17 protein-coding genes are annotated in these 20,984 nt (G+C 71.0%); 9 read left to right on the top strand and 8 right to left on the bottom strand.

Annotated elements, in window-relative coordinates; translation table 11 throughout:
- Positions 1 to 59: 59 nt before the first annotated feature.
- Positions 60 to 683 (top strand): hypothetical protein, encoded by a 624-nt coding sequence (locus tag IU476_RS14590; protein WP_195100402.1) that lies wholly within the window; start codon positions 60 to 62, stop codon positions 681 to 683.
- On the opposite strand, the gene pdxR is transcribed toward IU476_RS14590, so the two are convergent.
- Positions 656 to 2,053, bottom strand: a complete 1,398-nt coding sequence (pdxR, locus tag IU476_RS14585; RefSeq protein ID WP_195100400.1) for a MocR-like pyridoxine biosynthesis transcription factor PdxR — start codon at positions 2,051 to 2,053, stop codon at positions 656 to 658. The two genes, IU476_RS14590 and pdxR, sit on opposite strands and share 28 nt — an antisense overlap.
- Positions 2,054 to 2,122: 69 nt before the next feature.
- Here pdxR and IU476_RS14580 point away from each other — a divergent pair, with 69 nt between their 5' ends.
- Positions 2,123 to 2,815 (top strand): pyridoxamine 5'-phosphate oxidase family protein, encoded by a 693-nt coding sequence (locus tag IU476_RS14580; RefSeq protein WP_195100398.1) that lies wholly within the window; start codon positions 2,123 to 2,125, stop codon positions 2,813 to 2,815.
- A 56-nt stretch (positions 2,816 to 2,871) separates the two neighbouring features.
- Here IU476_RS14580 and IU476_RS14575 read toward each other — a convergent pair whose 3' ends face one another.
- Both IU476_RS14575 and IU476_RS14570 read right to left on the bottom strand, forming a co-directional pair.
- Positions 2,872 to 4,284 (bottom strand): hypothetical protein, encoded by a 1,413-nt coding sequence (locus tag IU476_RS14575; RefSeq protein ID WP_228823662.1) that lies wholly within the window; start codon positions 4,282 to 4,284, stop codon positions 2,872 to 2,874.
- Positions 4,285 to 4,291: 7 nt separating this feature from the next.
- Positions 4,292 to 5,053 carry a crotonase/enoyl-CoA hydratase family protein gene (locus IU476_RS14570; RefSeq protein WP_324194082.1) on the bottom strand — a complete coding sequence of 254 codons (762 nt, stop codon included), beginning with the start codon at positions 5,051 to 5,053 and terminating at the stop codon, positions 4,292 to 4,294.
- Between the two features lie 229 nt (positions 5,054 to 5,282).
- Between IU476_RS14570 and IU476_RS14565 the strand changes: the two genes are divergently transcribed.
- Both IU476_RS14565 and IU476_RS14560 read left to right on the top strand, forming a co-directional pair.
- A complete protein-coding gene (locus IU476_RS14565; RefSeq protein ID WP_195100394.1) occupies positions 5,283 to 5,879 on the top strand; it encodes a TetR/AcrR family transcriptional regulator in 597 nt (198 codons plus the stop codon).
- A gap of 10 nt (positions 5,880 to 5,889) precedes the next feature.
- Complete coding sequence (locus tag IU476_RS14560; protein WP_195100392.1) at positions 5,890 to 7,509, top strand: acyl-CoA dehydrogenase family protein; 1,620 nt, start codon at positions 5,890 to 5,892, stop codon at positions 7,507 to 7,509.
- A gap of 3 nt (positions 7,510 to 7,512) precedes the next feature.
- Here the strand turns inward: IU476_RS14560 and IU476_RS14555 are convergent, their stop codons facing one another.
- Both IU476_RS14555 and IU476_RS14550 read right to left on the bottom strand, forming a co-directional pair.
- Entirely contained in the window at positions 7,513 to 8,358 is an 846-nt protein-coding gene (locus tag IU476_RS14555; protein WP_195100390.1) for a heme-binding protein, read from the bottom strand.
- Positions 8,359 to 8,562: 204 nt separating this feature from the next.
- Positions 8,563 to 8,754, bottom strand: a complete 192-nt coding sequence (locus IU476_RS14550; protein WP_195100388.1) for a helix-hairpin-helix domain-containing protein — start codon at positions 8,752 to 8,754, stop codon at positions 8,563 to 8,565.
- A 63-nt stretch (positions 8,755 to 8,817) separates the two neighbouring features.
- Between IU476_RS14550 and IU476_RS14545 the strand changes: the two genes are divergently transcribed.
- Entirely contained in the window at positions 8,818 to 10,197 is a 1,380-nt protein-coding gene (locus IU476_RS14545; protein WP_195100386.1) for a DUF1731 domain-containing protein, read from the top strand.
- Positions 10,198 to 10,214: 17 nt separating this feature from the next.
- On the opposite strand, the gene pgi is transcribed toward IU476_RS14545, so the two are convergent.
- Entirely contained in the window at positions 10,215 to 11,852 is a 1,638-nt protein-coding gene (gene pgi, locus IU476_RS14540; protein WP_195100384.1) for a glucose-6-phosphate isomerase, read from the bottom strand.
- Positions 11,853 to 11,969: 117 nt separating this feature from the next.
- On the opposite strand from pgi, the gene IU476_RS14535 reads away from it, so the two are divergent.
- Positions 11,970 to 13,421: an NAD-dependent succinate-semialdehyde dehydrogenase gene (locus IU476_RS14535; protein WP_195100382.1), complete on the top strand. Its 1,452-nt coding sequence runs from the start codon at positions 11,970 to 11,972 to the stop codon at positions 13,419 to 13,421.
- Positions 13,422 to 13,505: 84 nt separating this feature from the next.
- Here the strand turns inward: IU476_RS14535 and IU476_RS14530 are convergent, their stop codons facing one another.
- Positions 13,506 to 13,799: a chorismate mutase gene (locus IU476_RS14530; protein WP_187685319.1), complete on the bottom strand. Its 294-nt coding sequence runs from the start codon at positions 13,797 to 13,799 to the stop codon at positions 13,506 to 13,508.
- 424 nt (positions 13,800 to 14,223) lie between these two features.
- On the opposite strand from IU476_RS14530, the gene pcrA reads away from it, so the two are divergent.
- Entirely contained in the window at positions 14,224 to 16,665 is a 2,442-nt protein-coding gene (pcrA, locus tag IU476_RS14525) for a DNA helicase PcrA (RefSeq protein ID WP_228823740.1), read from the top strand.
- A gap of 339 nt (positions 16,666 to 17,004) precedes the next feature.
- Here pcrA and IU476_RS14520 read toward each other — a convergent pair whose 3' ends face one another.
- Positions 17,005 to 18,129, bottom strand: a complete 1,125-nt coding sequence (locus IU476_RS14520; protein WP_195100380.1) for a M23 family metallopeptidase — start codon at positions 18,127 to 18,129, stop codon at positions 17,005 to 17,007.
- A gap of 547 nt (positions 18,130 to 18,676) precedes the next feature.
- On the opposite strand from IU476_RS14520, the gene sucC reads away from it, so the two are divergent.
- Positions 18,677 to 19,843, top strand: a complete 1,167-nt coding sequence (sucC, locus tag IU476_RS14515) for an ADP-forming succinate--CoA ligase subunit beta (RefSeq protein ID WP_195100379.1) — start codon at positions 18,677 to 18,679, stop codon at positions 19,841 to 19,843.
- 13 nt (positions 19,844 to 19,856) lie between these two features.
- Entirely contained in the window at positions 19,857 to 20,771 is a 915-nt protein-coding gene (gene sucD / locus IU476_RS14510) for a succinate--CoA ligase subunit alpha (RefSeq protein ID WP_195100378.1), read from the top strand.
- Positions 20,772 to 20,984: the final 213 nt, after the last annotated feature.

The following is a 20,984-nucleotide window of genomic DNA, read 5'->3' as shown; positions in this document are numbered from 1 at the left end:
CGTGCTCCCGCGCCACTATAGGGTGCGGACAGCGTGAACAGAAACGGGGGAAAACCACTGTGGCCGACATCGATCCGCTGGCCGGAACCATCGAACAACTGCAATCCGCGCTGACCCGGCCGGGCGTCGCGGGCGCGGCGGAGGGCTTGGCGACCGTGACCGTCGGACCCGACGGCGGCATCCACGAGATCCGGCTCACCGAGGCCGGACGCCGCCTCGACCCCGACGCGCTGGTGCGCGAGATCGCCCGGCTGCACGGTGCGGCCCTGGCGCGCGCCCGCGCCGCCGTCGCCGATGCGGTCGACCGACTCGAACGCGACCCACGCATACTCGCTCAGCGCGAACGCCTGGTCGACGCGCTGCAACAGCCACTGCCCCAGCACCTCTCGCTGCCGGGTGCCCGGTATGAGGATGCGTTGGCGGAAGACCGAGCTGCGCCGGGGAGCCGGGCTGCGCAGGAGAACCGGGCTGCGTCGGGGAGCTGGGCTGCGTCGGGGAGCTGGGCTGCGTCGGGGAGCGGGACCGCGGCGGGGGACCGGGCTGTGTCGGAGAGCTGGACCGCGGCGGGGAACCGGGCTGTGTCGAGGAGCTCGGCAGCGCTGGAGAGCCGGGCAGCGTCGGAGGATGAAAACACGTCGGATGACGAGGATGCCTACTACAAGCGCGAAAGTTGGTTGGAGTAGGCGCTTTCCAGGCATTCTCTGGCCAGGCGCACCGCCTCGGGCAGGTCCGCGCGGGCCACGGCCGAGTAGCCGAGTGGGACGCCGAAGCGTTCCTGTGGGCCGATGTGGTACCGGCTCAGGCGGTCCAGTGCGAGACCGCGGCGGCGGGCGGCCGCGACGGCGCGTTGCTCGGCCGCCGCCGACGGAAGGCTCACCAGCACATGGGAACCCGCGTCGTCGCCGAGCACTTCGAGGCCGCGGCCGCGCAGCGCGTCGACGACGGTGGCGCGTCGCGGCGGCATCTCCCGCCGCAACCGGCGCAGGTGCCGCGCCAGGTCGCCGTGCCGGGCGAGTTCGACCAGTACCTGCTGGCCGACCGGCGCGGGACCGGTGCCGGTGTTCTCGCGGTGCGCCACCACCGCTTTCGCGACGTCGGGAGCGGCGACCAGCCAGCCCACACCCAGTGCGGGAGTGAGGATCTTGGAGGTCGTCCCGAGGTGGATCACCACGTCCGGGGCGAGGGTGGCCAGCAGGGGCAGCGGGGCGGTGTCGTAGCGGAGTTCGCCGTCGTAGTCGTCCTCGATGACGAAAGTGCCGGTGCGGCGCGCGAATTCGACCAGCTCCACGCGCCGCCCGGCGAGCATGCGCGCACCCAGCGGAAACTGATGGGCGGGTGTGCAATACACCGCCGCGACGCCGGGTGGAATCCGATCCACCCGCAAGCCCTCGGCGTCCACGGGCACCGGCAGCACCCGCACGCCCGCCGCGCGGAAGGCGCCCACGGCCCGCTGATAACCGGGATCCTCCATCGCCACCGCGGCACCGCGTCGCAGCAGCGCGGCCGCGAGTTCGCCCACGGCGGCGCTCGTCCCGGCGGTGGCCAGCACGGTGGTGTCGCTGGTGGCGGCGAGGCCGCGGTGGCGCAGCAGATGTTCGGCCACCGCCGTCCGATAGTCCGGGCAGCCGCGGCGCTCCTTGCGCGACAACGGGATCCGATCGGAGGCCGCGCGCCACGCTCGCCGCCACGCGGCCGGGTCGATGGCCGCCACGCAGGGCGCTCCCGGAGCGAGATCGTAGCGGGGCGTGGCGGTTTCGTCCTCCGGCGACAGCTCCGCGGGTCCCGGCGCCGCGGCGGGTGACGCGGTGAGGAAGGTGCCCGAGCCGTGCCGTCCGCTCAGCCAGCCCTCGGCGTGCAGCTGGTCGTAGGCCGCGGTGACGACGGTGCGGCTGACGCCCAGCCGGGTCGCGAGCGCCCGCGAGGACGGCAACCGGTCGCCGCCGCGCAGTCGCCCGTCGGTGGCCGCCGCCCGCAGGCCGTCTGCGACCTGGACGGCCAGCGGCCGCGCGTCGCCGCGGTCGACGGTCAGGGGCAACTCCTCCGAGACGGTCATGAAGTGGTCTTTCGGTCTTGCGGCGAATTGGACATTCAATAATGCCATTGTGTCGAACATGCTGGTGACATGACCGAGTCAGTGACCGCCCGGCCCCCGCTCTCCCCGACCTCGCGCAGCACCCCCACCCGCCTGCGGGACCGCGCCGTCACCGAACGCGGCGCGCTGGACGCGCTGCTCGACGCCGGCCTGATCTGCCATCTCGGCGTGCTGCTGCACGGCGCGCCGTTGGTGTTGCCGACCGCCTACGGGCGCGACGGCGACACCCTCTACCTGCACGGTTCCACCGGGGCGGGCAATCTGCGGGCCGCGCTCACCGGCGACGTCTCGGTCGCCGTCACGCACCTCGACGGCATCGTCTACGCCCGCTCGGCCATGCACTTCTCGATGAACTACCGCTCGGCGGTGATCCACGGCCGCCCGGTCGAAATCACCGATCCGGGCGAGCGCCTGCACGGCCTGCGCACGGTGGTCGAGCACGCCGCCCCGGGCGCCTGGGACCGGGTCCGCCCGCCGACGAAGAAGGAACTGGCCGCCACCGTGGTCCTCGCCCTCGACCTCACCGAGGCGTCGGTGAAAACCCGCACCGGCGACCCGCGCGACGACGCCGCCGACCTCGACGCGGACACCTGGGCGGGCGTCCTTCCGGTCCGGACGGTCTTCGACGCTCCGGTGTCCTCGGCCGATCTGCGGCCCGGCATCGACGTACCTGGCGATGTGCGCGAACGCGTCTCGCACGTGTCGACGGCGGTGACGCCGTAGGGCCGGAAAGTATCGAGGGCCGTTGGGGATTCAGGTCAGCGCCAGGGGCGGTCCCGCTACCAGGAGGTGCTGGGCAGGTCGACGGAATCGAGGGCTGAGGCGGCCAGGTTGCGGAGTGCTTCCGGTGTCTCGATGTGCTCGGGATCGAGTGCGATGAGGGCGAGGGTGTAGGTGCGGTCGGTGCGAGAGAGGTAGGCCGACAGGCGGGTGCGGGGGAGGCGGGTCGGGAGCAGGCCCGGGTGGATGGCTCGGGCGGCAACGCCTGTGCACGGGTGCGGGCCGAGGTGGGAGAGGGCCGCGGGGAGGGTTCCGATGTTGGAGCACAGGATGTCTCGTTCACCGGCCCCTCGGGACAGGCGGTATGCCAATCGGTCCGGGAGCACCTGGAGCAACTCCTCGGGCATGCCGCCCGGTGCGGACATGCGGTGTTCGTAGGCGGCGCGGCACTTCTCGCGCAGAGTCGCGGGGGTGTCGGCGCGGGTCGCGGTGATCTCGGTCATCGCCATGTCGTTGTCCACCCGAGCCTCCGCCCTGGTGTCCACCGGGACGCTCACGCCGATCTCGTCGCCGGGAAAGCCGCTGTCCCACAGCATTTTCGCCACCACGAACACGAACAGACTGTTCGCCGTCCCGCCGTGCCCAGCGCTCACCAGATCCCAGTCCGCGGCCGGAACTTGCAGCACCGCACCGCAAGTCACGCGCGAGCCCGGCGGAATCGCGCGGTCCGCCGGTGCCGCAGGCGCGTCCGGCACCCCGCGCCGCAGCGCGCGGGCGGTGCCGCCCAGCACAATCGCCCACTGCCGCCGCGCATCAGCCCAATCCGACTGCGCCGCAACAGCTCGCCGCACCGCCTTCCCGGGTAGCGGGTGGCCGGCCGCAGCCGTTCGACGCGACGCGACCTCGGGCAGCGCGTGCGCGGCCGAGGCCGTTCGCCGCGTCGTGATCCCGGGTATCGCGTGCTCGGCAGCGGTTCTTCGCGGAGTCGTGGCCCCGGGCGACATGTGGTCGGCCGCAGCTGTTCGCTGCGTCGCTAGGCCGCGCAGCGCCTGGTCGACCGCGATGGTCAGGCCGCGTCCGTCGGCGAGGGCGTGCGAGCACGTCAGGGAGACCACCGAGCCGCCGTCGGTGAGCCGGGCCGCGGAGAGCCGCCAGCCCGGGCCGAACTCCGGGTCCAGGTCGGATCCCTGCGCGTCCGCCCAGTCCAGCAATTCCGGCACGGGCAGGGGGTGTTCGGTGATCCGCAGCGGATGCGCCGAGTCGTTGGCGCGCCAGGTCGCCCGCGCTCCCGGCACGCGCGGCCGCACCACCCGACGCCCGAGGGGGCCGCCGCGCAATGCCGTGTGGACCTGCTCGAGCAGCGCGGTCGAGACCCGATCGGCGGTGCGCCACAGGCCTTGCAGCACGATCGGCGTGCCCAGCCCGCGATGGGTGCGGAGGAAGATCTCGTCGACGACGGTGAGCCGGTTCATCGCCGGGCTATGCCGAGGCGCCGTGCCGACCCGCGCCGGACGCGAACCGCTGCGCCCCCGCGAGCGCTCCGTCCGCGTCGGACAGCGCCGTCAGGCCGTGCCGGAACTCGTTGCCGATGGCGGCCTCCTCGTCCAGGCCCCACTGTTCCAGCGCCGAGAGCCGATCCGACCGCAGGCAGGTCTGCGGCAGCGCGGCCAGCTCGGCGGCCAACCGCTCTGCGGCGGAACGGGATTCGCCCGGCGGGACGACCCGGTTCACGAGTCCGATCTGCAACGCCTCCGCCGCGCCCACCGCGCGCCCGGTGAGAATCATGTCCATCGCCCGCCCCGCGCCGACGATCCGGGGCAGCCGCACCGTGCCGCCGTCGATGAGCGGCACCCCCCAGCGCCGGCAGAACACGCCGAAGGTGCTGTCCTGCTCGGCAATTCGCAGATCGGCCCACAGCGCCAGCTCCAGCCCGCCGGCCACCGCGTAGCCGGACACCGCCGCGATCACGGGTTTGGACAAGCGCATCCGGGTCGGCCCCATCGGCCCGTCGCCGTCCGCGGCCGCGCGATTGGACCGCTCGGTGCCGAGGGATTTCAGGTCCGCGCCGGCGCAGAAGGTGCCGCCCGCGCCCCACAGCACCGCCACCGCCGCCGTCGGATCGCCGTCGAACTCCCGGAAGGCGTCGGCCAGCGCCTGCGCGGTCGGCCCGTCGACCGCGTTGCGGGCCTGCGGGCGATCGAGGATCACCGTGTACACCGGACCGCTGCGCTCGACCCGCACGCCCGGGTCCGCCGCGCCGCTCCCCGCTGCCGTGTCGACATTGCCCTCGGCCACGTCTGCTCCTCGCTGTCGCGGGCCGCCGCGCACTCGGCGTGTTCGCCGCCGCCGGCCCGACCGGTACGCCCGGACCATCCCGCCGGGCCCGCTCGACGCCGCTGTCGCGCGTGGTCCGATTCGAACAGGTGACAGGGCCTTGCGTCAAGAAATGAATCCGTGATTCACTTCTTGCGTGGCTTACCGCAGAACCCCGGCCGTGCAGGCCCGGCTCGACGCCCAGGCGGGCGCGATCGTGCACGCCGCCGCCCGGGTGCTGTCGGCGCGCGGGTTCTCGGGCCTGTCCATGGCGGCGGTCGCGGCCGAGGCCGGCGTGGCCACCGGCACCGTCTACAAGAACTTCAGCGGCAAGACCGAGCTGATCACCGCGGTCTTCCGGGACGTGGTCACCCGCGAGGTGGCGGCGGTGGCCGCGGCGGGCGCCGAGGGCACCGCGGTGGAGCGGGTCACCGCCGCCGTGGAGACCTTCGCCGGCCGCGCGCTGAAGAACCCCAAACTGGCCTACGTCCTGCTGGCCGAGCCGGTGGACGCCGCGGTGGACACCGAGCGGCTGCGGTTCCGCCGCGCCTTCGCCGAGACCTTCGAGTCGGCGGTGGCCGAGGGAGTCGCCAACGGCCAACTGCCGCCGCAGAATCCGCGCATCAGCGCGGCCGCTCTGGTCGGCGCCATCGGCGAGGTCCTGGTCGGACCGCTCGCCGAGGCGTTGCAGAGCGAGTCGGTGGTGCCCGAACTCGTCACCTTCGCCCTGCGCGCCCTCGGGCTGCACGAATAGGAGTGTCCGCATGCCCACCCACGAAGTGTTCAACCAGGTCCCCGACCTCGTCCCGTTCGATTTCTCCCGCAACCCGGCGCTGCTCGAGGGGCTGCGCCGGGAGGGCGCGGGCTGGGCCGAGGACGAGGTGCGCGAACTCGGCGCGCTCGCCGGCGGCGCGCAGGCCCAGGAGTGGGGCCGGCTCGCCAACGCCTACCCGCCGGTGCTGCACACCCACGACCGCTACGGCCACCGCGTCGACGAGGTCGAATTCCACCCGCACTGGCACGAGCTGATGAAAGTCGCTGTGGCACACGGCCTGCACGGCAGCCCCTGGCTCGACGAGCGGCCCGGCGCGCACACCGCCCGCGCGGCGAAGTTCTACACCTGGGGCATGGCCGACGCCGGTCACATGTGCCCGATCTCGATGACCTACGCGGTCGTCCCCGCGCTGCGCCACAACCGCGAGCTCGCCGCCCGCTTCGAATCGCTGCTGGGCTCGCGCACTTACGATTTCGGGCTGCGCGAGCCGTCCTCGAAGGCCGGTCTGATCGCGGGCATGTCGATGACCGAGAAGCAGGGCGGCTCCGACGTGCGGGCCAACACCACCACGGCCACACCGCATGCCGACGGCACCTACCGCATCGTGGGCCACAAGTGGTTCACCTCCGCGCCGATGTCGGACATGTTCCTCACCCTCGCCCAGGCGCCCGGCGGCCTGTCGTGTTTCCTGCTGCCCCGGGTGCTGCCCGACGGCACGCGCAATCCCCTTCGGCTGCAACGCCTCAAGGACAAGCTCGGCAACAAGTCCAACGCCTCCTCGGAGATCGAGTACGAGAACGCGGTCGGCTGGCTGGTCGGCGCCGAGGGCGCCGGCGTGAAGACCATCATCGAGATGGTGAACATGACCCGGCTGGACTGCGTGATCGGCTCGGCCACCGGCATGCGCGTCGGCGTCGTCCATGCCGTCCACCACGCGCGGCATCGGAAAGCCTTCGGCGCGAACCTGATCGACCAGCCCGCCATGCGCAACGTGCTCGCGGATCTGGTCATCGAGTCCGACGCGGCGACCACCGTGATGATGCGACTGGCCGGCGCCACCGACCGCGCGGCCGACGACCCCGCCGAGGCGGCACTGCGCCGGATCGCGCTCGCGGTCACGAAGTACTGGGTGTGCAAACGAGCACCCGCGCACGCGGCCGAGGCGCTGGAATGCCTGGGCGGCAACGGATATGTCGAGGATTCCGGCATGCCGCGGCTGTACCGCGAGGCGCCGCTGATGTCGATCTGGGAGGGCTCGGGCAACGTCGCGGCGCTGGACGCGCTGCGCGCCATGGGCCGCCAGCCCGAGACGGTGGAGGCCTTCTTCAACGAGGTCGCGCTGGCTCGCGGCGGCAACCGCCACCTCGACGACGCGATCGACCGCATCGGCAAGGAACTCACCGACCTGACCGACATCGAGTACCGCGCCCGCCGCGTCGTGGAGTTGATGGCGCTGGTGCTCCAAGGCGCGCAGCTCGTTCGTCACGGCCACGCCGCCGTCGCGGATGCCTTCTGCGCCACCAGGTTCGGCGGCGACTGGGGCATCGCGTTCGGGACGCTGCCGGGCGGTGTGGACACCACGGCGATCATCGAGCGCGCCTTCGTCTGAGCGCTACTGCTTCACCAGCGTGGCGACCTGAAGGTGGGGCCAGTCGATCGGCACGGCGGGGTCGCGCTGCGGGCCCGCCGGGAACCGGAGGGTCGCGCGCTGGCTGTACTGGAGCTGCAGGGTTTCGGTGCCGTCGGGGCGCTGCACCGTCTCGATCCACAGGATCGCCCGCAGCGCGACGGCATTCGCGTTCGCGGTGACGAAACCGATGTTGCGAATGTCGTCGGGCCCCGCCTGCACGTCGAGGGTGGTCGTGTGCAGCACCGTCTGCTCCTTCAGCACGCGGCGCAGCAGCACGGCGGGATTGCGTAGCGTCTCGTCCGGAATGCCCGGCGGGAGCGCGGTTCCGGGCGGCGGGAAGTAACCCTCGCCGAACATGAAACCGCGCGGGGTGGAGTCCAGCGGCGGAATGTCCGGTGCGCCAGGAACATCCGGCACCGGCGTGCCCTGCGCGAGGAACGAGTCGCCGTGCGGAATGTTGCCCATCCGCACCAGGGTCGGGCCCGCGGCCGGGGCGGTGGTCTGCGGCACGAACAGCCACATGCCGTTCTCCACGTGCAGCGACTCGCCGGTCTGCGCGTCGGAGATCTGCTGCAGGTAGTGCAGGCCGCGAAAGACGATGTCGTCCTGCATGTTTCCGCGGTTCAGGATGGGCGCGCCGATCTCGGTGAACGTCAACGTCTCGTGAGTGACGTCGAGCCGCAGGTGGAACGGAGCGCCGCCCGAGCGGTCCGGCAGTTCCGCCAGGCTGAACCCGGTGCCCATCCAGGTCCCGGGCAGGTTGCGCAGTGGGCCGAGGTCGGCGGCGTCGGCGGGTTGCGGTGCGGCGGCGCGAAAGATGGCGGACATGGTCCCTCCCGGTGCGAATTCCTCCCGGGTACCTGTGTACCGCCACAGAGCGTTTCGCGCACGCCCCGAATTCCGGCCACCTCGGCCTCCGCCACCTCAGCGTGCGCTACCTCAGCGTGCGCTACCTCAGCGTGCGCTACCTCAGCGTGCGCTACCTCAGCGTCCGCCACCTCGGCCTCCGCCACCTCGGCCCGGCGGGCCGGTTCAGCCCAGCGACAGGCCCTGCTCGTCGAGCGCCGCGCGCAGCACGCGGATCGCCTTGGGGCCCACGCCGTGCAGAGCCGCCAGTTCTCGCTCCGGTACTCCGGAGAGTTGTTCCAGCCGGGCGTAACCGGCGGCGAGCAGCGCCCGGGTGGCGGGTGCGCCGATGCCGCGCGGCAGGTCGGATTCCGTCATGCCCGGAGCCTATGAGCAAGCACACGCTTCCGGCGCGGGGTCCCTCGGGTCTAGCGTCCAGGTATGGCTCGTACAACGGAGTACACCCAGTTCGTGGCGTTGCCGCCGGAGCGACTGTGGACCGTGCTGGGCGACCCGCGGCGGTGGCCGGAATGGAATCCCGCGGTCGCCGCGGTGACGCTGCGCAGCCCGGCCGGACCGGGCGTGCGCGGCGACTATCTGCCGAGCGGCCGGGTGTCCTCGGCGGTGCACGGACGCCTCGCGAAGCCGTTCGCCCTCACCGTTTTCGAGCCCGGCCGGGAGCTGGTGATCGAGCAACCCGAACTCGGCGGGACCCTGCGCATGTCGTGGACGCTGACGCCCCGCCCCGGCGGCACCGACCTCACGCAGCGTCTGCGCCTCACCGGTGTCACGGCGCCACTGTTCTGGCGGATCATCGGGGAGCGGCTGCAGGCGGATACGCGCGTGCAGATCGCCCGGCTGGCGCGGTGCGCCGGACTCGAGCCGGTGCCCGGCGCGCTGCACGCCGTAATCGCCGGGGGCAGTGGCACTCTCGGACGACTGGTCGCCGCGGATCTGACCTGTCGCGGGCACCGCGTCACCGTGCTGACCCGGCGGCCGGACCCCAAACTGCCCTTCCCGCAGGTGTACTGGGACGGGCGCACCGTCGGAGACTGGGCCGAAACCCTGCGCGGCGCGGGCCCGACCGCCGTGATCAACCTGGCGGGGAAACTCGTCGACTGCCGTCCGACCGAGCGCAATATCGCCGAATTGCGCAGCAGCCGAGTGGATCCCACCGCGGCACTGGTCGCGGCCGCGCGGACGCTGGAGCGCCCGATCGACTACTGGATCCAGGCGAGCACCACGGCCATCTGGTCCGACGCCGGCGAAACACGCTGCACCGAAACGACTCCGCTGCCCGTCGGCCTGCCGCAGATGACCGGTGTCGCGGAACCGTGGGAGCGCGCCTTCACCGGCGCGGTCGCCACGCACCCGACGATCCTGCGCACCTCGATCGTCCTGGACCCGGCCGCGCCCGCCCTGCGCCGCCTGGCCGGGCTCACCCGCGCGGGACTCGGCGGCCGCATCGGGCGCGGCGAGCAATGGTTCAGCTGGATCCACGTCGAGGACTGGCTCGGCCTGGTCCGCGCCCTGCTGGGTCTGGATCCGGAGGTTTCCGTCCCGGACGGCATCCTGGTGGCCGCCACGGATTTCCCGGTCCGCAACCGCGACCTGATGGCGGCCCTGCGCCGCCGCCTGCGTCGCCCGCCCGCGCCGCCGACCCCGATTCCCGTGCTGCGCCTCGGCGCGGTCCTGCTCCGCTCCGACCCGGCACTGGGCTGGACGGGACGGCACGCCACGTCGGAAGTGCTGCCGCACACCGGTTTCCGGTTCCGCTACCCGACCCTCGACGAAGCGTTGGCAGACCTGCTCCCGGACTGATCGGCGTGCCGCCCGCGTCACCGGTGCGAGCGGTACCACCTGATCAGGGCGTCGGTCGACGAATCCGACTGCGGCGCTGGGTCTTCGGCAGCGGTGAGCAGCGGCTCCAGCTCCAGCGCCTGCTGCTTGCCCAGCTCCACGCCCCACTGGTCGAAGCTGTCGATGCCCCAGATCGCGCCCTCCACGAACACCTGGTGCTCGTAGAGCGCGATCAGCTGCCCGACCACCGACGGCGTGAGCCGCTCGGCGAGGATCGCCGTGGTGGGCCGGTTGCCCGGCATCACCTTGTGCGGCACCAGCTTCGGGTCGGTGCCCTCGGCGGCGATCTCCTCGGCGGTCTTGCCGAATGCCAGCACCTTGGTCTGCGCGAACAGATTGCTCATCAGGATGTCGTGCATGCTGCCGTGACCGTCGCGGGTCGGCAGATCGTCGGTGGGCTGGGCGAAGCCGATGAAGTCGGCGGGGATCAGCCGGGTGCCCTGATGCAGCAGCTGATAGAAGGCGTGCTGCCCGTTGGTGCCCGGCTCGCCCCAGAAGATCTCGCCCGTGGACGTGCTGACCGGGCTGCCGTCGGCGCGCACCGACTTGCCGTTGGACTCCATCGTCAGCTGCTGCAGATAGGCGGGGAACCGCGCCAGATCATTCGAATACGGCAGCACCGCATGGGATTCCGCGCCGAAGAAGTTCGAGTACCAGACGCCGAGCAGGCCCAGCAGCACCGGCGCGTTGGAGGCCAGGGGCGCGGTCCGGAAATGCTCGTCGACACTGTGCATGCCGGCCAGGAACTCGGCGAACCGCTCCTTGCCGATGGTCGCCATCACCGACAGCCCGATGGCCGAATCGACGGAGTAGCGGCCGCCGACCCAGTCCCAGAAGCCGAACATGTTCGCGGTGTCGATCCCGAACGCCGACACCCGCTCGGCATTGGTGGACACGGCGACGAAATGTTTGGCGACCGCGTCCTCGCCCAGCGCCGCCACCAGCCAGCGGCGCGCCGCGGTGGCGTTGGTCAGCGTCTCCAGCGTCGAAAACGTCTTGGACGCAACGATGAACAGCGTCGTCGCCGGGTCGAGACCGGAGAGTTTCGCGGTCAGGTCGGCCGGGTCGATGTTGGAGACGAACCGGGCGGCGATACCGGCGTCGGCGTAGTGCCGCAGCGCCTGGTGCACCATCACCGGGCCCAGATCGGAGCCGCCGATGCCGATGTTGACCACCGTGTGGATGCGCTCGCCGGTCGCGCCCCGCCACCGGCCCGAGCGCAGCGCGTCGGTGAAATCGCCCATGCGGCGCAGCACCTCGTGCACCTCGGCGCCCGCGTCCGCGCCGTCGATGGTCATCGACGTGCCCGTCGGCAGCCGCAGCGCGACGTGCCCGACCGCGCGGTCCTCGGAGGTGTTGATGTGCTCGCCGGCGAACATCGCGTCGCGCCGCTGCGGCACCCCGGCCGCCTCGGCGAGTTCGACCAGCAGATCGAGGGTTTCGCGAGTGACGCGGTGCTTGCTGTAGTCGATGCGCAGATCCGCGACCTCGAGGGTCAGCTCCCGGCCGCGGTCCGGGTCTTCGGCGAAGAATTCGCGCAGGTGCCGGTCGGCGAGGGCCGCATGGTGATCGCGCAGTTTCCGCCAGGCCGCCGTCGCGGTGATGTCGCTGCTCACATCCGCCGAGGTTACCCACACACCACTCGATGCGCTGGATCTGTCGAGTGATGTCGCATCCCCGATACCCCTGTCATCTGTCCGGAGAGCGCGTGCGGGGAGGCATAGGGTGGGGGCATGGTGTCCGAACGCGAACTCCTCGATTCAGTCCCCACTCGGCTGTGGATCGGCGGACCGGTGGACGCGGCCGGCGGCGCGACGTTCCCGGTCGAGAATCCCTCGACGGGTGAGCCGCTGGTCCACGTCGCCGACGCGGCCCCGGCCGACGCCGTGCGCGCGCTGGACGCCGCGGTCGCCGCGCAGGGCGAGTGGGCCGCCACCACCGCCCGCGAGCGCGGGGAGATCCTGCGCGCCGTCTACGAGCGCCTCGTCGCCCGCACCGAGGACCTGGCCCTGCTGATGTCCCTGGAGATGGGCAAGGCGCTGCCGGAGAGTCGCAACGAGGTGCGCTACGGCGCGGAGTTCTTCCGCTGGTTCAGCGAGGAGGCCGTCCGCATCCACGGCCGCTACCAGACCGCGCCCACCGGCACCGGCCGCATCGTGGTGCACAAGCAGCCCGTCGGCCCGTGCCTGGCCATCACGCCGTGGAACTTCCCGCTCGCCATGGGCACCCGCAAGATCGGCCCCGCGCTGGCGGCCGGCTGCACCATGATCGTCAAGCCCGCCTCGGCGACCCCGCTGACCATGCTGCTGCTCGCGCAGCTGTGCCGGGAGGCGGGCCTGCCCGACGGCGTGCTCTCGGTGATCACCAGCAGCCGTTCCAGCGCCGTCACCGAACCCCTGCTCACCGATCCGCGCCTGCGCAAGCTGACCTTCACCGGCTCCACCGAGGTCGGGAAGAAGCTGGTGGAGAAGTCCGCGCACGGCCTGCTGCGCACCTCGATGGAACTGGGCGGCAACGCCCCGTTCGTGGTCTTCGACGACGCCGACGTCGACGCCGCGGTGCAGGGCGCCATGCTGGCCAAGCTGCGCAACGGCGGCGAGGCCTGCACCGCCGCCAACCGCTTCCACGTGCACACCGCGGTGCTCGCGGAATTCACCGAGAAGTTCGCCGCCGCGATGTCGGAGGTGAAACTCGGCCCGGGCAGCGACCCGTCGACCACGCTCGGCCCGCTGATCAACCAGGACCAGCTCGACACCGTCACCGCCCTGGTCGACGACGCGGTCGCCAAGGGCGCGCGGGTCGCCGTCGGTGGCAAGGCGCCAGGCGGCCCCGGCTACTACTACCCGGCGACCATCCTGACCGACGTGCCCGCGTCCGCCCGGATCCTGCGCGAAGAGGTCTTCGGCCCGGTCGCGCCGATCATCGGCTTCGAGACCGAGGAGCAGGGCCTGGCCGCGGCCAACGACACCGAATTCGGCCTGGTCGCCTACGCCTACACCCGGGACCTGGACCGCGCCCTGCGCATCGCCGAGGGGCTGGAGTCCGGGATGGTCGGCATCAACCGCGGTGTCATCTCCGACCCCGCCGCCCCGTTCGGGGGCGTCAAGGCCTCCGGATTCGGCCGTGAGGGCGGTTTCGAGGGCATCGAGGAGTATCTGTCCACCAAGTACATCGCGCTGCCGTAGAGCGCCGGAAAAGGAGAAAACCGCCCCGGGCAACAACACCGGGGCGGTCTCTGAGGCAGCGGCGTCCGGGGACGCCGCGTGTGGTCAGTGGCCGAGGCGACCGCGGCCGAGGCGCAGCAGCAGCATGGCGAGGGTGTGACCCTCCTGGCCGAGTTCGCTGAACCGCTCCAGGACCTTCATCTCCCGCGAATGGACCAGGCGCGGACCGCCGTTGGCCATCCGGGTGCGGCCGATGATCCGCGAGATCTCGGTACGCCGCTTGACCGCGGCGAGAATCTCGGCGTCGAGCCGGTCGATCTCCTTGCGGAGCTTGTCGATCTCCGCCTCGCTGCTGGGCAGCGCGGAGTCGGACCCGGTCTCGGTCGTAGAGGTGCTCATACTATCTCTCCTCGTGTCAGAACTTCGATCGGTGCGCGGCCCCACCCCGTTACCGATCGGTTCTTTCACCGTGAAACAGACCCGGTGGGCCTTTCATTGTTCCCCCCGTCGAAAATACGCTCAGGTGCGAGGTCGGTGACCACGACAGCGGGTGGTCGGCCGAGCAGCAGAGGACGCGAGAGCGCTGGTCATCTCGCCAGTCTGCCACGGGCCTCGAGGTGAGCCAAACGTTTCCTGCTTCCCGCACCCGCGCAGCGCACCCGCCGGACTACAGGATGTCGGTCCCCGCCGGTAGCGTGGATCAACGATGGAGACGACGGTGGCTGACAAGACGCGCTCTGCTTCGGGACCGGCAGATTCCGAACGCTCGCAGCGGACCCGGGGGGACGAACGCACCCAGCACGCGGAGGATCGGGCCGAGCAACTGCTCGAGGGCCTGAATCCGCAGCAGCGGGCGGCGGTGGTGCACTCCGGTGCGCCGCTGCTCATCGTCGCGGGCGCCGGCTCGGGCAAGACCGCCGTGCTCACCCGCCGCATCGCGTACCTGCTGGCCGCCCGCGGCGTCACCCCGGGGCAGATCCTGGCCATCACCTTCACCAACAAGGCCGCGGCGGAGATGCGCGAGCGGGTGGCGGGCCTGATCGGCCCGCGCGCCGCCAGCATGTGGGTGTCGACCTTCCACTCCAGCTGCGTGCGGATCCTGCGCACCCAGGCGGCGCTGCTGCCGGGGCTGAACTCCAACTTCTCCATCTACGACGCGGACGATTCGCGCCGCCTGCTGGCCATGATCATCCGCGACCTGGACCTCGACCCCAAGAAGTACTCGCCGCGCCTGCTGGCCACCGCCATCTCGAATCTCAAGAACGAGCTCGTCGACCCCGAAACCGCCACGGCCGACGCGGAATCCGACGAGACCGAACTGCCCGGCATCGTCGCGCGGGTCTACACCGAGTACCAGCGGCGGCTGCGCGCGGCCAACGCCCTGGACTTCGACGACCTGATCGGCGAGACGGTCGCGCTGCTGCAACACCACCCGCAGGTCGCCGAGTACTACCGTCGCCGCTTCCGGCACGTGCTGGTCGACGAGTACCAGGACACCAACCACGCGCAGTACGTGCTGGTCCGCGAGCTGGTCGGGCACCACGCCGCGGCCGAACTCGACGATGCCGACGCCGGCGCGTCCGCCGCCGACCCGGAGTTCGCCCCGGTGCGCCGCGCCGACGCGGTCCCGCCCAGCGAGCTGTGCGTGGTGGGCGACGCCGACCAGTCCATCTACGCCTTCCGCGGCGCCACCATCCGCAACATCGAGGAGTTCGAGCGCGACTTCCCGGACGCGGAAACCATTCTGCTGGAACAGAATTACCGTTCCACCCAGCACATCCTGTCCGCCGCCAACGCGCTGATCTCCAAGAACGAGGGCCGCCGCGAGAAGAAGCTGTGGACCGACTCGGGCGAGGGCGACCTGATCGTCGGCTACGTCGCCGACAACGAGCACGACGAGGCGTCGTTCGTGGCGCGCGAGATCGACCGCCTGGTCGACCAGGGCGACTACAACTACGCCGACGTCGCGGTCTTCTACCGCACCAACAACAACTCCCGTGCGCTGGAGGAGATCTTCATCCGGATGGGGCTGCCCTACAAGGTGGTCGGCGGCGTCCGCTTCTACGAGCGCAAGGAGGTCCGCGACATCGTGGCCTACCTGCGCGTGCTGGAGAACCCGGACGACGCGGTGAGCCTGCGCCGCATCCTCAACACCCCGCGCCGCGGCATCGGCGACCGCGCCGAGGCGTGCGTGGCCGTGCACGCCGAGCAGCGCGGCATCGGTTTCGCCGCGGCCCTGCGCGACGCCGCGGACGGCAAGGTGGCGCTGCTGAACACCCGTGCGCAGCGGGCGATTTCGGGCTTCCTGGAGCTGCTGGACGGGATCCGGGCGGCCGGCGCCCAGGCGGATCTGGACTTCCCCGACGTCGGCGCGGTGGTCGAGGCCGTGCTGGACCGCACCGGTTACCGTGCCGAACTGGAGGCCTCCGACGACCCGCAGGACGGCGCCCGGCTCGACAACCTCAACGAATTGGTCAGCGTCGCCCGCGAATTCAGCTCCGAGGCGCGCAACAGCGTGGAGGCCGCGCGGGAGGAGGGCCTGGTGCCCGAGGCCGCGGAGGGCGAGCCGGAGCCGGGCTCGCTGGCGGCCTTCCTGGAGCGGGTGTCACTGGTCGCCGATACCGACCAGATCCCCGACGAGGGCTCGGGTGTGGTCACGATGATGACGTTGCACACCGCCAAGGGCCTGGAGTTCCCGGTGGTGTTCGTGACGGGCTGGGAGGACGGCCAGTTCCCGCACATGCGGGCGCTCGGCGATCCCACCGAGCTGGCCGAGGAGCGGCGCCTCGCCTACGTCGGCATCACCCGCGCCCGCCGCCGCCTGTACCTCACCCGCGCGGTGGTGCGCTCGGGCTGGGGCCAGCCGGTGTCCAACCCCGAATCCCGCTTCCTGCAGGAGATTCCGGGACATCTGGTGGACTGGCAGCGGCTCGAGCCCGCGAGCTCCCAGGTCGGTCGCGGCTTCCGCCGCCGCGGCGAGGACGAGGGCCTGGAGCGTGACTGGACCCGCGGCGACGGCTGGGACCAGCGCCCCGGCCTGCGCGACCGCGGCCCCCGCCGCCCCGCCCCCGGCGGCTCCGGCAAACGCAACAACACCGACCTGGTGCTGGCCGTCGGCGACCGCGTCAGCGACGACAAGTACGGCCTCGGCCGCGTGGTCGCCGCGGAGGGCTTCGGCGCCCTCGCCACGGTCACCATCGATTTCGGTACCGCCGGCAAGATCCGCCTGATCCCCCAGTACAGCCGCACCCTGGTCAAGCTGTAGGGCAATCCCTGTGATTCCGGCAAAGAGCACGCCGGAATCACAGGGAAATGTGTCTACGCGCGTACAGCGGTGAGAGGTGCGCGCATGCCTCCGGAGAGCAGCGCATCGAAGCGCCATGGGAGACAGAGAGCAGCGCACCGAAGCGCGCCCGTACAGCGGTGAGAGGTGCGCGTATGCCTCCGGAGAGCAGCGCACCGACGCTCGATGGGAGACAGAGAGCAGCGCACCGAAGTGCCATGGAAGACAGAGAGCGCACCGAAGCGCCATGGGAGATGGCGCGTGGGAGTACCCGCGAAGGAAATGCGGGGGAGTCATCGCGGAATGCGGGGGCGTCCTCGTTCAGTCGCGCTCGGGGCCGAGGGAGATGCCGCGGGAGGCGAGCCAGGGGAGGGGGTCGATGGCGGAGCCGCCGTTGGGGTGGACCTCGAAGTGGCAGTGCGGGCCGGTGGAGAAGCCGCGGTTGCCGACGGTGGCGATCTGGTCGCCGGCCATGACGCGCTGGCCGACGCTGACGGTGGTGGTGTCGACGTGTCCGTAGACGGTGACCGTGCCGTCGTCGTGGCGCAGGCGCACCCACATGCCGAAGCCCGAGGCCGGCCCGGCGTCGATGACCGTGCCGTCCTCGACGGCGTAGATGGGGGTGCCGATCGGGGCGGCAACGTCGACACCCTCGTGCGGTGCGCCCCAGCGGAAGCCGAAGGTGGAGGTGAAGTTGCCGTAGGCGAAGCGGGTGTACAGCGGGCGGAGCTTGGCCGCCTCCTGGGCAGCGAGGTCGGCCGCGAACTGCTCACCGTGCTGCAGGATGTCGCTGAACTGGCTGATGTCGGTCACGGGCGCCACGCTGACCAGCTGCGAGGACTGCGAGCCCCCGGCGGACGGGTCGGCGACGCTCACCGACTGGGCGGCGATCTCGTGGACCTGCCCGTCGGCCTGGTAGTCGGTGGTCGAGGACGGCGCCTGCGCGGTGGACTGCATGGTCGCCTGCCCGGCGGCGACGACCGCGCCCGCGGCGACCGCGACGACGGCCGCCCGGCCCTTGAGCGCGGTGGGCGGCGCGGGCATCCGGTGCGCACCGGCGCGGCGGGCCGGAACCCGATGCGGCCGGGCGACGGTGTCGGCGGGAGTGGCCGGCAGGCCCGGGTCGGTGCGCGGCCAGCCGGCGCGGTCCGGGTCGTACGGGGTGTCGTCGGCGGCGCGGTAGTCGTAGTCGCCGTGGCCGTCGGACTCGCTGTCCGAGGCGCCCCAGACATCCCAGTCGGGAGCGTCGGGCGGCGGTGTGCCCCAGGGGTTCTGCGCGGGAGCGGCATTCCACTCGGCGGCGGGCGCGCCCCAGCCGGGCTGCGCGGAGACGGCCGTCGCGCCGGCGTAGCCGCCGAACGGATTGTCTCCGAAGGTTTCGCCGTCCTGCCGGTAACGGCGTGCGGACTGGGCGCGATGTCCGTGCTGATACGGGTCGGCGCTCATCGGCGGTAGTCCGGCTCGGGATGGCGCGATGTGGTGGACGGGTCGCCTGCGAAGCGGCTCTCTACCTGCGGAGCGCTGTGCTGCAACAAGCCTGCCGTCCTCCTGTGTCGTTCCCGAGTCCCACCGTGGTAACGCAAGTGTCGTGACCGTGCTGTGACATCGACCGCATCGACGGTAACGAAACGATTGCAGGTCGGCAAGCGCTGCGGTCCTTCTGTCCTGACATGTGAGATTGATCACGGTAGCACCCCGGAATATCTCACTGTCGACTGGGCATCGGGGTGAGCGTACTCGACGACGGAAGGTAGTACTCACCTCGCGGATCGGCCATCTCCGGCCCGACCTGCCGCACCGCCCGCAACCTACTCGCCAGTAGCCTTGGCCAGCGGTTTTACAGCCCGGTATGCACGCCCGTGACCTGCGCCACTTAGGCTGTATGCGGCTGATTTCCCGTCCATGTGACTGATTAGAGTCCGACCCGACCCGCCTCCGACGACGGGCCGCCAACAAAGTCGTTGTACAACAACGCAGACGAGACGGTGAGTACATGGATCTCTTCGAATATCAGGCGAAGGAGCTCTTCGTGAAGCACGGAGTGCCTTCGTCGGAAGGCCGGGTCACGGACTCGGCCGAGGACGCCCGTGCGATCGCGACCGAAATCGGCAAGCCCGTGATGATCAAGTCGCAGGTCAAGGTCGGTGGCCGTGGCAAGGCGGGCGGCGTGAAGTACGCCGCCACCCCCGAGGACGCCTTCACCCACGCGAGCAACATCCTGGGCCTGGACATCAAGGGCCACGTCACCAAGAAGATCCTGGTCGCCGAGGCGAAGGACATCGCCGAGGAGTACTACATCTCCTTCCTGCTCGACCGCGCCAACCGCACCTACCTGGCCATGTGCTCGGTCGAGGGCGGCATGGAGATCGAAGAGGTCGCCGCCACCAAGCCCGACCGCCTGGCCAAGGTGCCGGTCGACGCGGTGAAGGGTGTGGACCTGGCGTTCGCCCGCTCCATCGCCGAGCAGGGCCACCTGCCCGCCGACGTGCTGGACGCGGCCGCGGTCACCATCCAGAAGCTGTGGGAGGTGTTCGTCAACGAGGACGCCACCCTGGTCGAGGTGAACCCGCTGGTCCGTACGCCGGAGAACGAGATCCTGGCGCTGGACGGCAAGGTCACCCTGGACGAGAACGCCGACTTCCGGCACGCCGACCACGCCGAGTTCGCGGACCGGGACGCCACCGATCCGCTGGAGCTCAAGGCCAAGGAGAACGACCTCAACTACGTCAAGCTCGACGGCGAGGTCGGCATCATCGGCAACGGCGCGGGCCTGGTCATGTCCACCCTGGACGTGGTCGCCTACGCCGGCGAGAACCACAACGGCGTGAAGCCGGCCAACTTCCTGGACATCGGCGGCGGCGCGTCCGCCGAGGTGATGGCCAACGGTCTGGACGTCATCCTGAACGACGCCCAGGTCAAGAGCGTGTTCGTGAACGTGTTCGGCGGCATCACCGCGTGTGACGCCGTGGCGAACGGCATCGTGAAGGCCCTGGAGATCCTGGGCGGCGAGGCCAACAAGCCGCTGGTCGTCCGGCTCGACGGCAACCGCGTCGAAGAGGGCCGCAAGATTCTGGCCGACGCCAACCACCCGCTGGTGACGCTGGCGCAGACAATGGACGAAGGCGCCGACAAGGCCGCCGAGCTGGCTGCGGCCAAGTAAGGAAACAGGTCAAATGTCTATCTTCCTGAACAAGGACTCCAAGGTCATCGTCCAGGGCATCACCGGTGGCGAGGGCACCAAGCACACCGCGCTGATGCTCAAGGCCGGCACCCAGGTCGTCGGCGGCGTCAACGCGCGCAAGGCCGGCACCACCGTGTCGCACACCGACAAGGACGGCAACGCCGTCGAGCTGCCGGTGTTCGGCGGCGTCGCGGAGGCCATCAAGGCCACCGGGGCCGACGTCTCGATCGCCTTCGTCCCGCCGAAGTTCGCCAAGGACGCCATCATCGAGGCCATCGACGCGGAGATCCCGCTGCTGGTGGTCATCACCGAGGGCATCCCGGTGCAGGACACCGCCTACGCGTGGGCCTACAACGTGGAGAAGGGCAACAAGACCCGGATCATCGGCCCCAACTGCCCCGGCATCATCACCCCGGGCGAGGCGCTGGTCGGCATCACCCCGGCCAACATCACCGGCAAGGGCCCGATCGGCCTGGTCTCCAAGTCGGGCACCCTGACCTACCAGATGATGTACGAGCTGCGCGATTTCGGCTTCTCGACCTCCATCGGCATCGGCGGCGACCCGGTCATCGGCACCACCCACATCGACGCCATCGAGGCGTTCGAGAAGGACCCGGAGACCAAGCTCATCGTCATGATCGGCGAGATCGGCGGCGACGCCGAGGAGCGGGCCGCGGCCTACATCAAGGCCAACGTGACCAAGCCGGTCGTCGGCTACGTCGCGGGCTTCACCGCTCCCGAGGGCAAGACCATGGGCCACGCCGGCGCCATCGTCTCCGGTTCCTCGGGCACCGCCGCGGCGAAGAAGGACGCGCTGGAGGCCGCGGGCGTGAAGGTCGGCAAGACGCCGTCCGAGACCGCCGCCCTGGCGCGCGAGATCCTGGAGAAGGCCAGCGTCACCGCCTGATCCACGGCAACACACTCGAAGGCCGCCTCCCCTGTCTTGGGAAGGCGGCCTTCGATATTCGCCCCGCGCCCCGGCATGCTCTGCTCCGGGACGAGGGGAGAGGTTCAGGGTGCGGGCAGTATGTGGCACAGGCCCAGTGCCCGCACCACCATGCAGAACATCTCGTTCAGATCCATCCGAATACCTCCGTTCGCCTCACTCGCATCACGATTC

The sequence above is a fragment of the Nocardia blacklockiae genome (assembly GCF_015477355.1).
In the GTDB taxonomy this organism is placed as follows: domain Bacteria; phylum Actinomycetota; class Actinomycetes; order Mycobacteriales; family Mycobacteriaceae; genus Nocardia; species Nocardia blacklockiae.
The sequence above is the reverse complement of the archived record's forward strand: the minus strand, read 5'-3'. Positions and strand labels throughout refer to the sequence as shown.

What these genes read in the sequence shown, in the direction of transcription:
- pdxR (WP_195100400.1), bottom strand. Translation starts at nt 2,053, where the DNA reads ATGACCGTCTCGGAGGAGTTGCCCCTGACCGTCGACCGCGGCGACGCG.
- IU476_RS14580 (WP_195100398.1), top strand. Translation starts at nt 2,123, where the DNA reads ATGACCGAGTCAGTGACCGCCCGGCCCCCGCTCTCCCCGACCTCGCGC.
- IU476_RS14575 (WP_228823662.1), bottom strand. Translation starts at nt 4,284, where the DNA reads ATGAACCGGCTCACCGTCGTCGACGAGATCTTCCTCCGCACCCATCGC.
- IU476_RS14560 (WP_195100392.1), top strand. Translation starts at nt 5,890, where the DNA reads ATGCCCACCCACGAAGTGTTCAACCAGGTCCCCGACCTCGTCCCGTTC.
- IU476_RS14555 (WP_195100390.1), bottom strand. Translation starts at nt 8,358, where the DNA reads ATGTCCGCCATCTTTCGCGCCGCCGCACCGCAACCCGCCGACGCCGCC.
- IU476_RS14550 (WP_195100388.1), bottom strand. Translation starts at nt 8,754, where the DNA reads ATGACGGAATCCGACCTGCCGCGCGGCATCGGCGCACCCGCCACCCGG.
- IU476_RS14545 (WP_195100386.1), top strand. Translation starts at nt 8,818, where the DNA reads ATGGCTCGTACAACGGAGTACACCCAGTTCGTGGCGTTGCCGCCGGAG.
- IU476_RS14535 (WP_195100382.1), top strand. Translation starts at nt 11,970, where the DNA reads ATGGTGTCCGAACGCGAACTCCTCGATTCAGTCCCCACTCGGCTGTGG.
- IU476_RS14530 (WP_187685319.1), bottom strand. Translation starts at nt 13,799, where the DNA reads ATGAGCACCTCTACGACCGAGACCGGGTCCGACTCCGCGCTGCCCAGC.
- IU476_RS14520 (WP_195100380.1), bottom strand. Translation starts at nt 18,129, where the DNA reads ATGAGCGCCGACCCGTATCAGCACGGACATCGCGCCCAGTCCGCACGC.
- sucC (WP_195100379.1), top strand. Translation starts at nt 18,677, where the DNA reads ATGGATCTCTTCGAATATCAGGCGAAGGAGCTCTTCGTGAAGCACGGA.
- sucD (WP_195100378.1), top strand. Translation starts at nt 19,857, where the DNA reads ATGTCTATCTTCCTGAACAAGGACTCCAAGGTCATCGTCCAGGGCATC.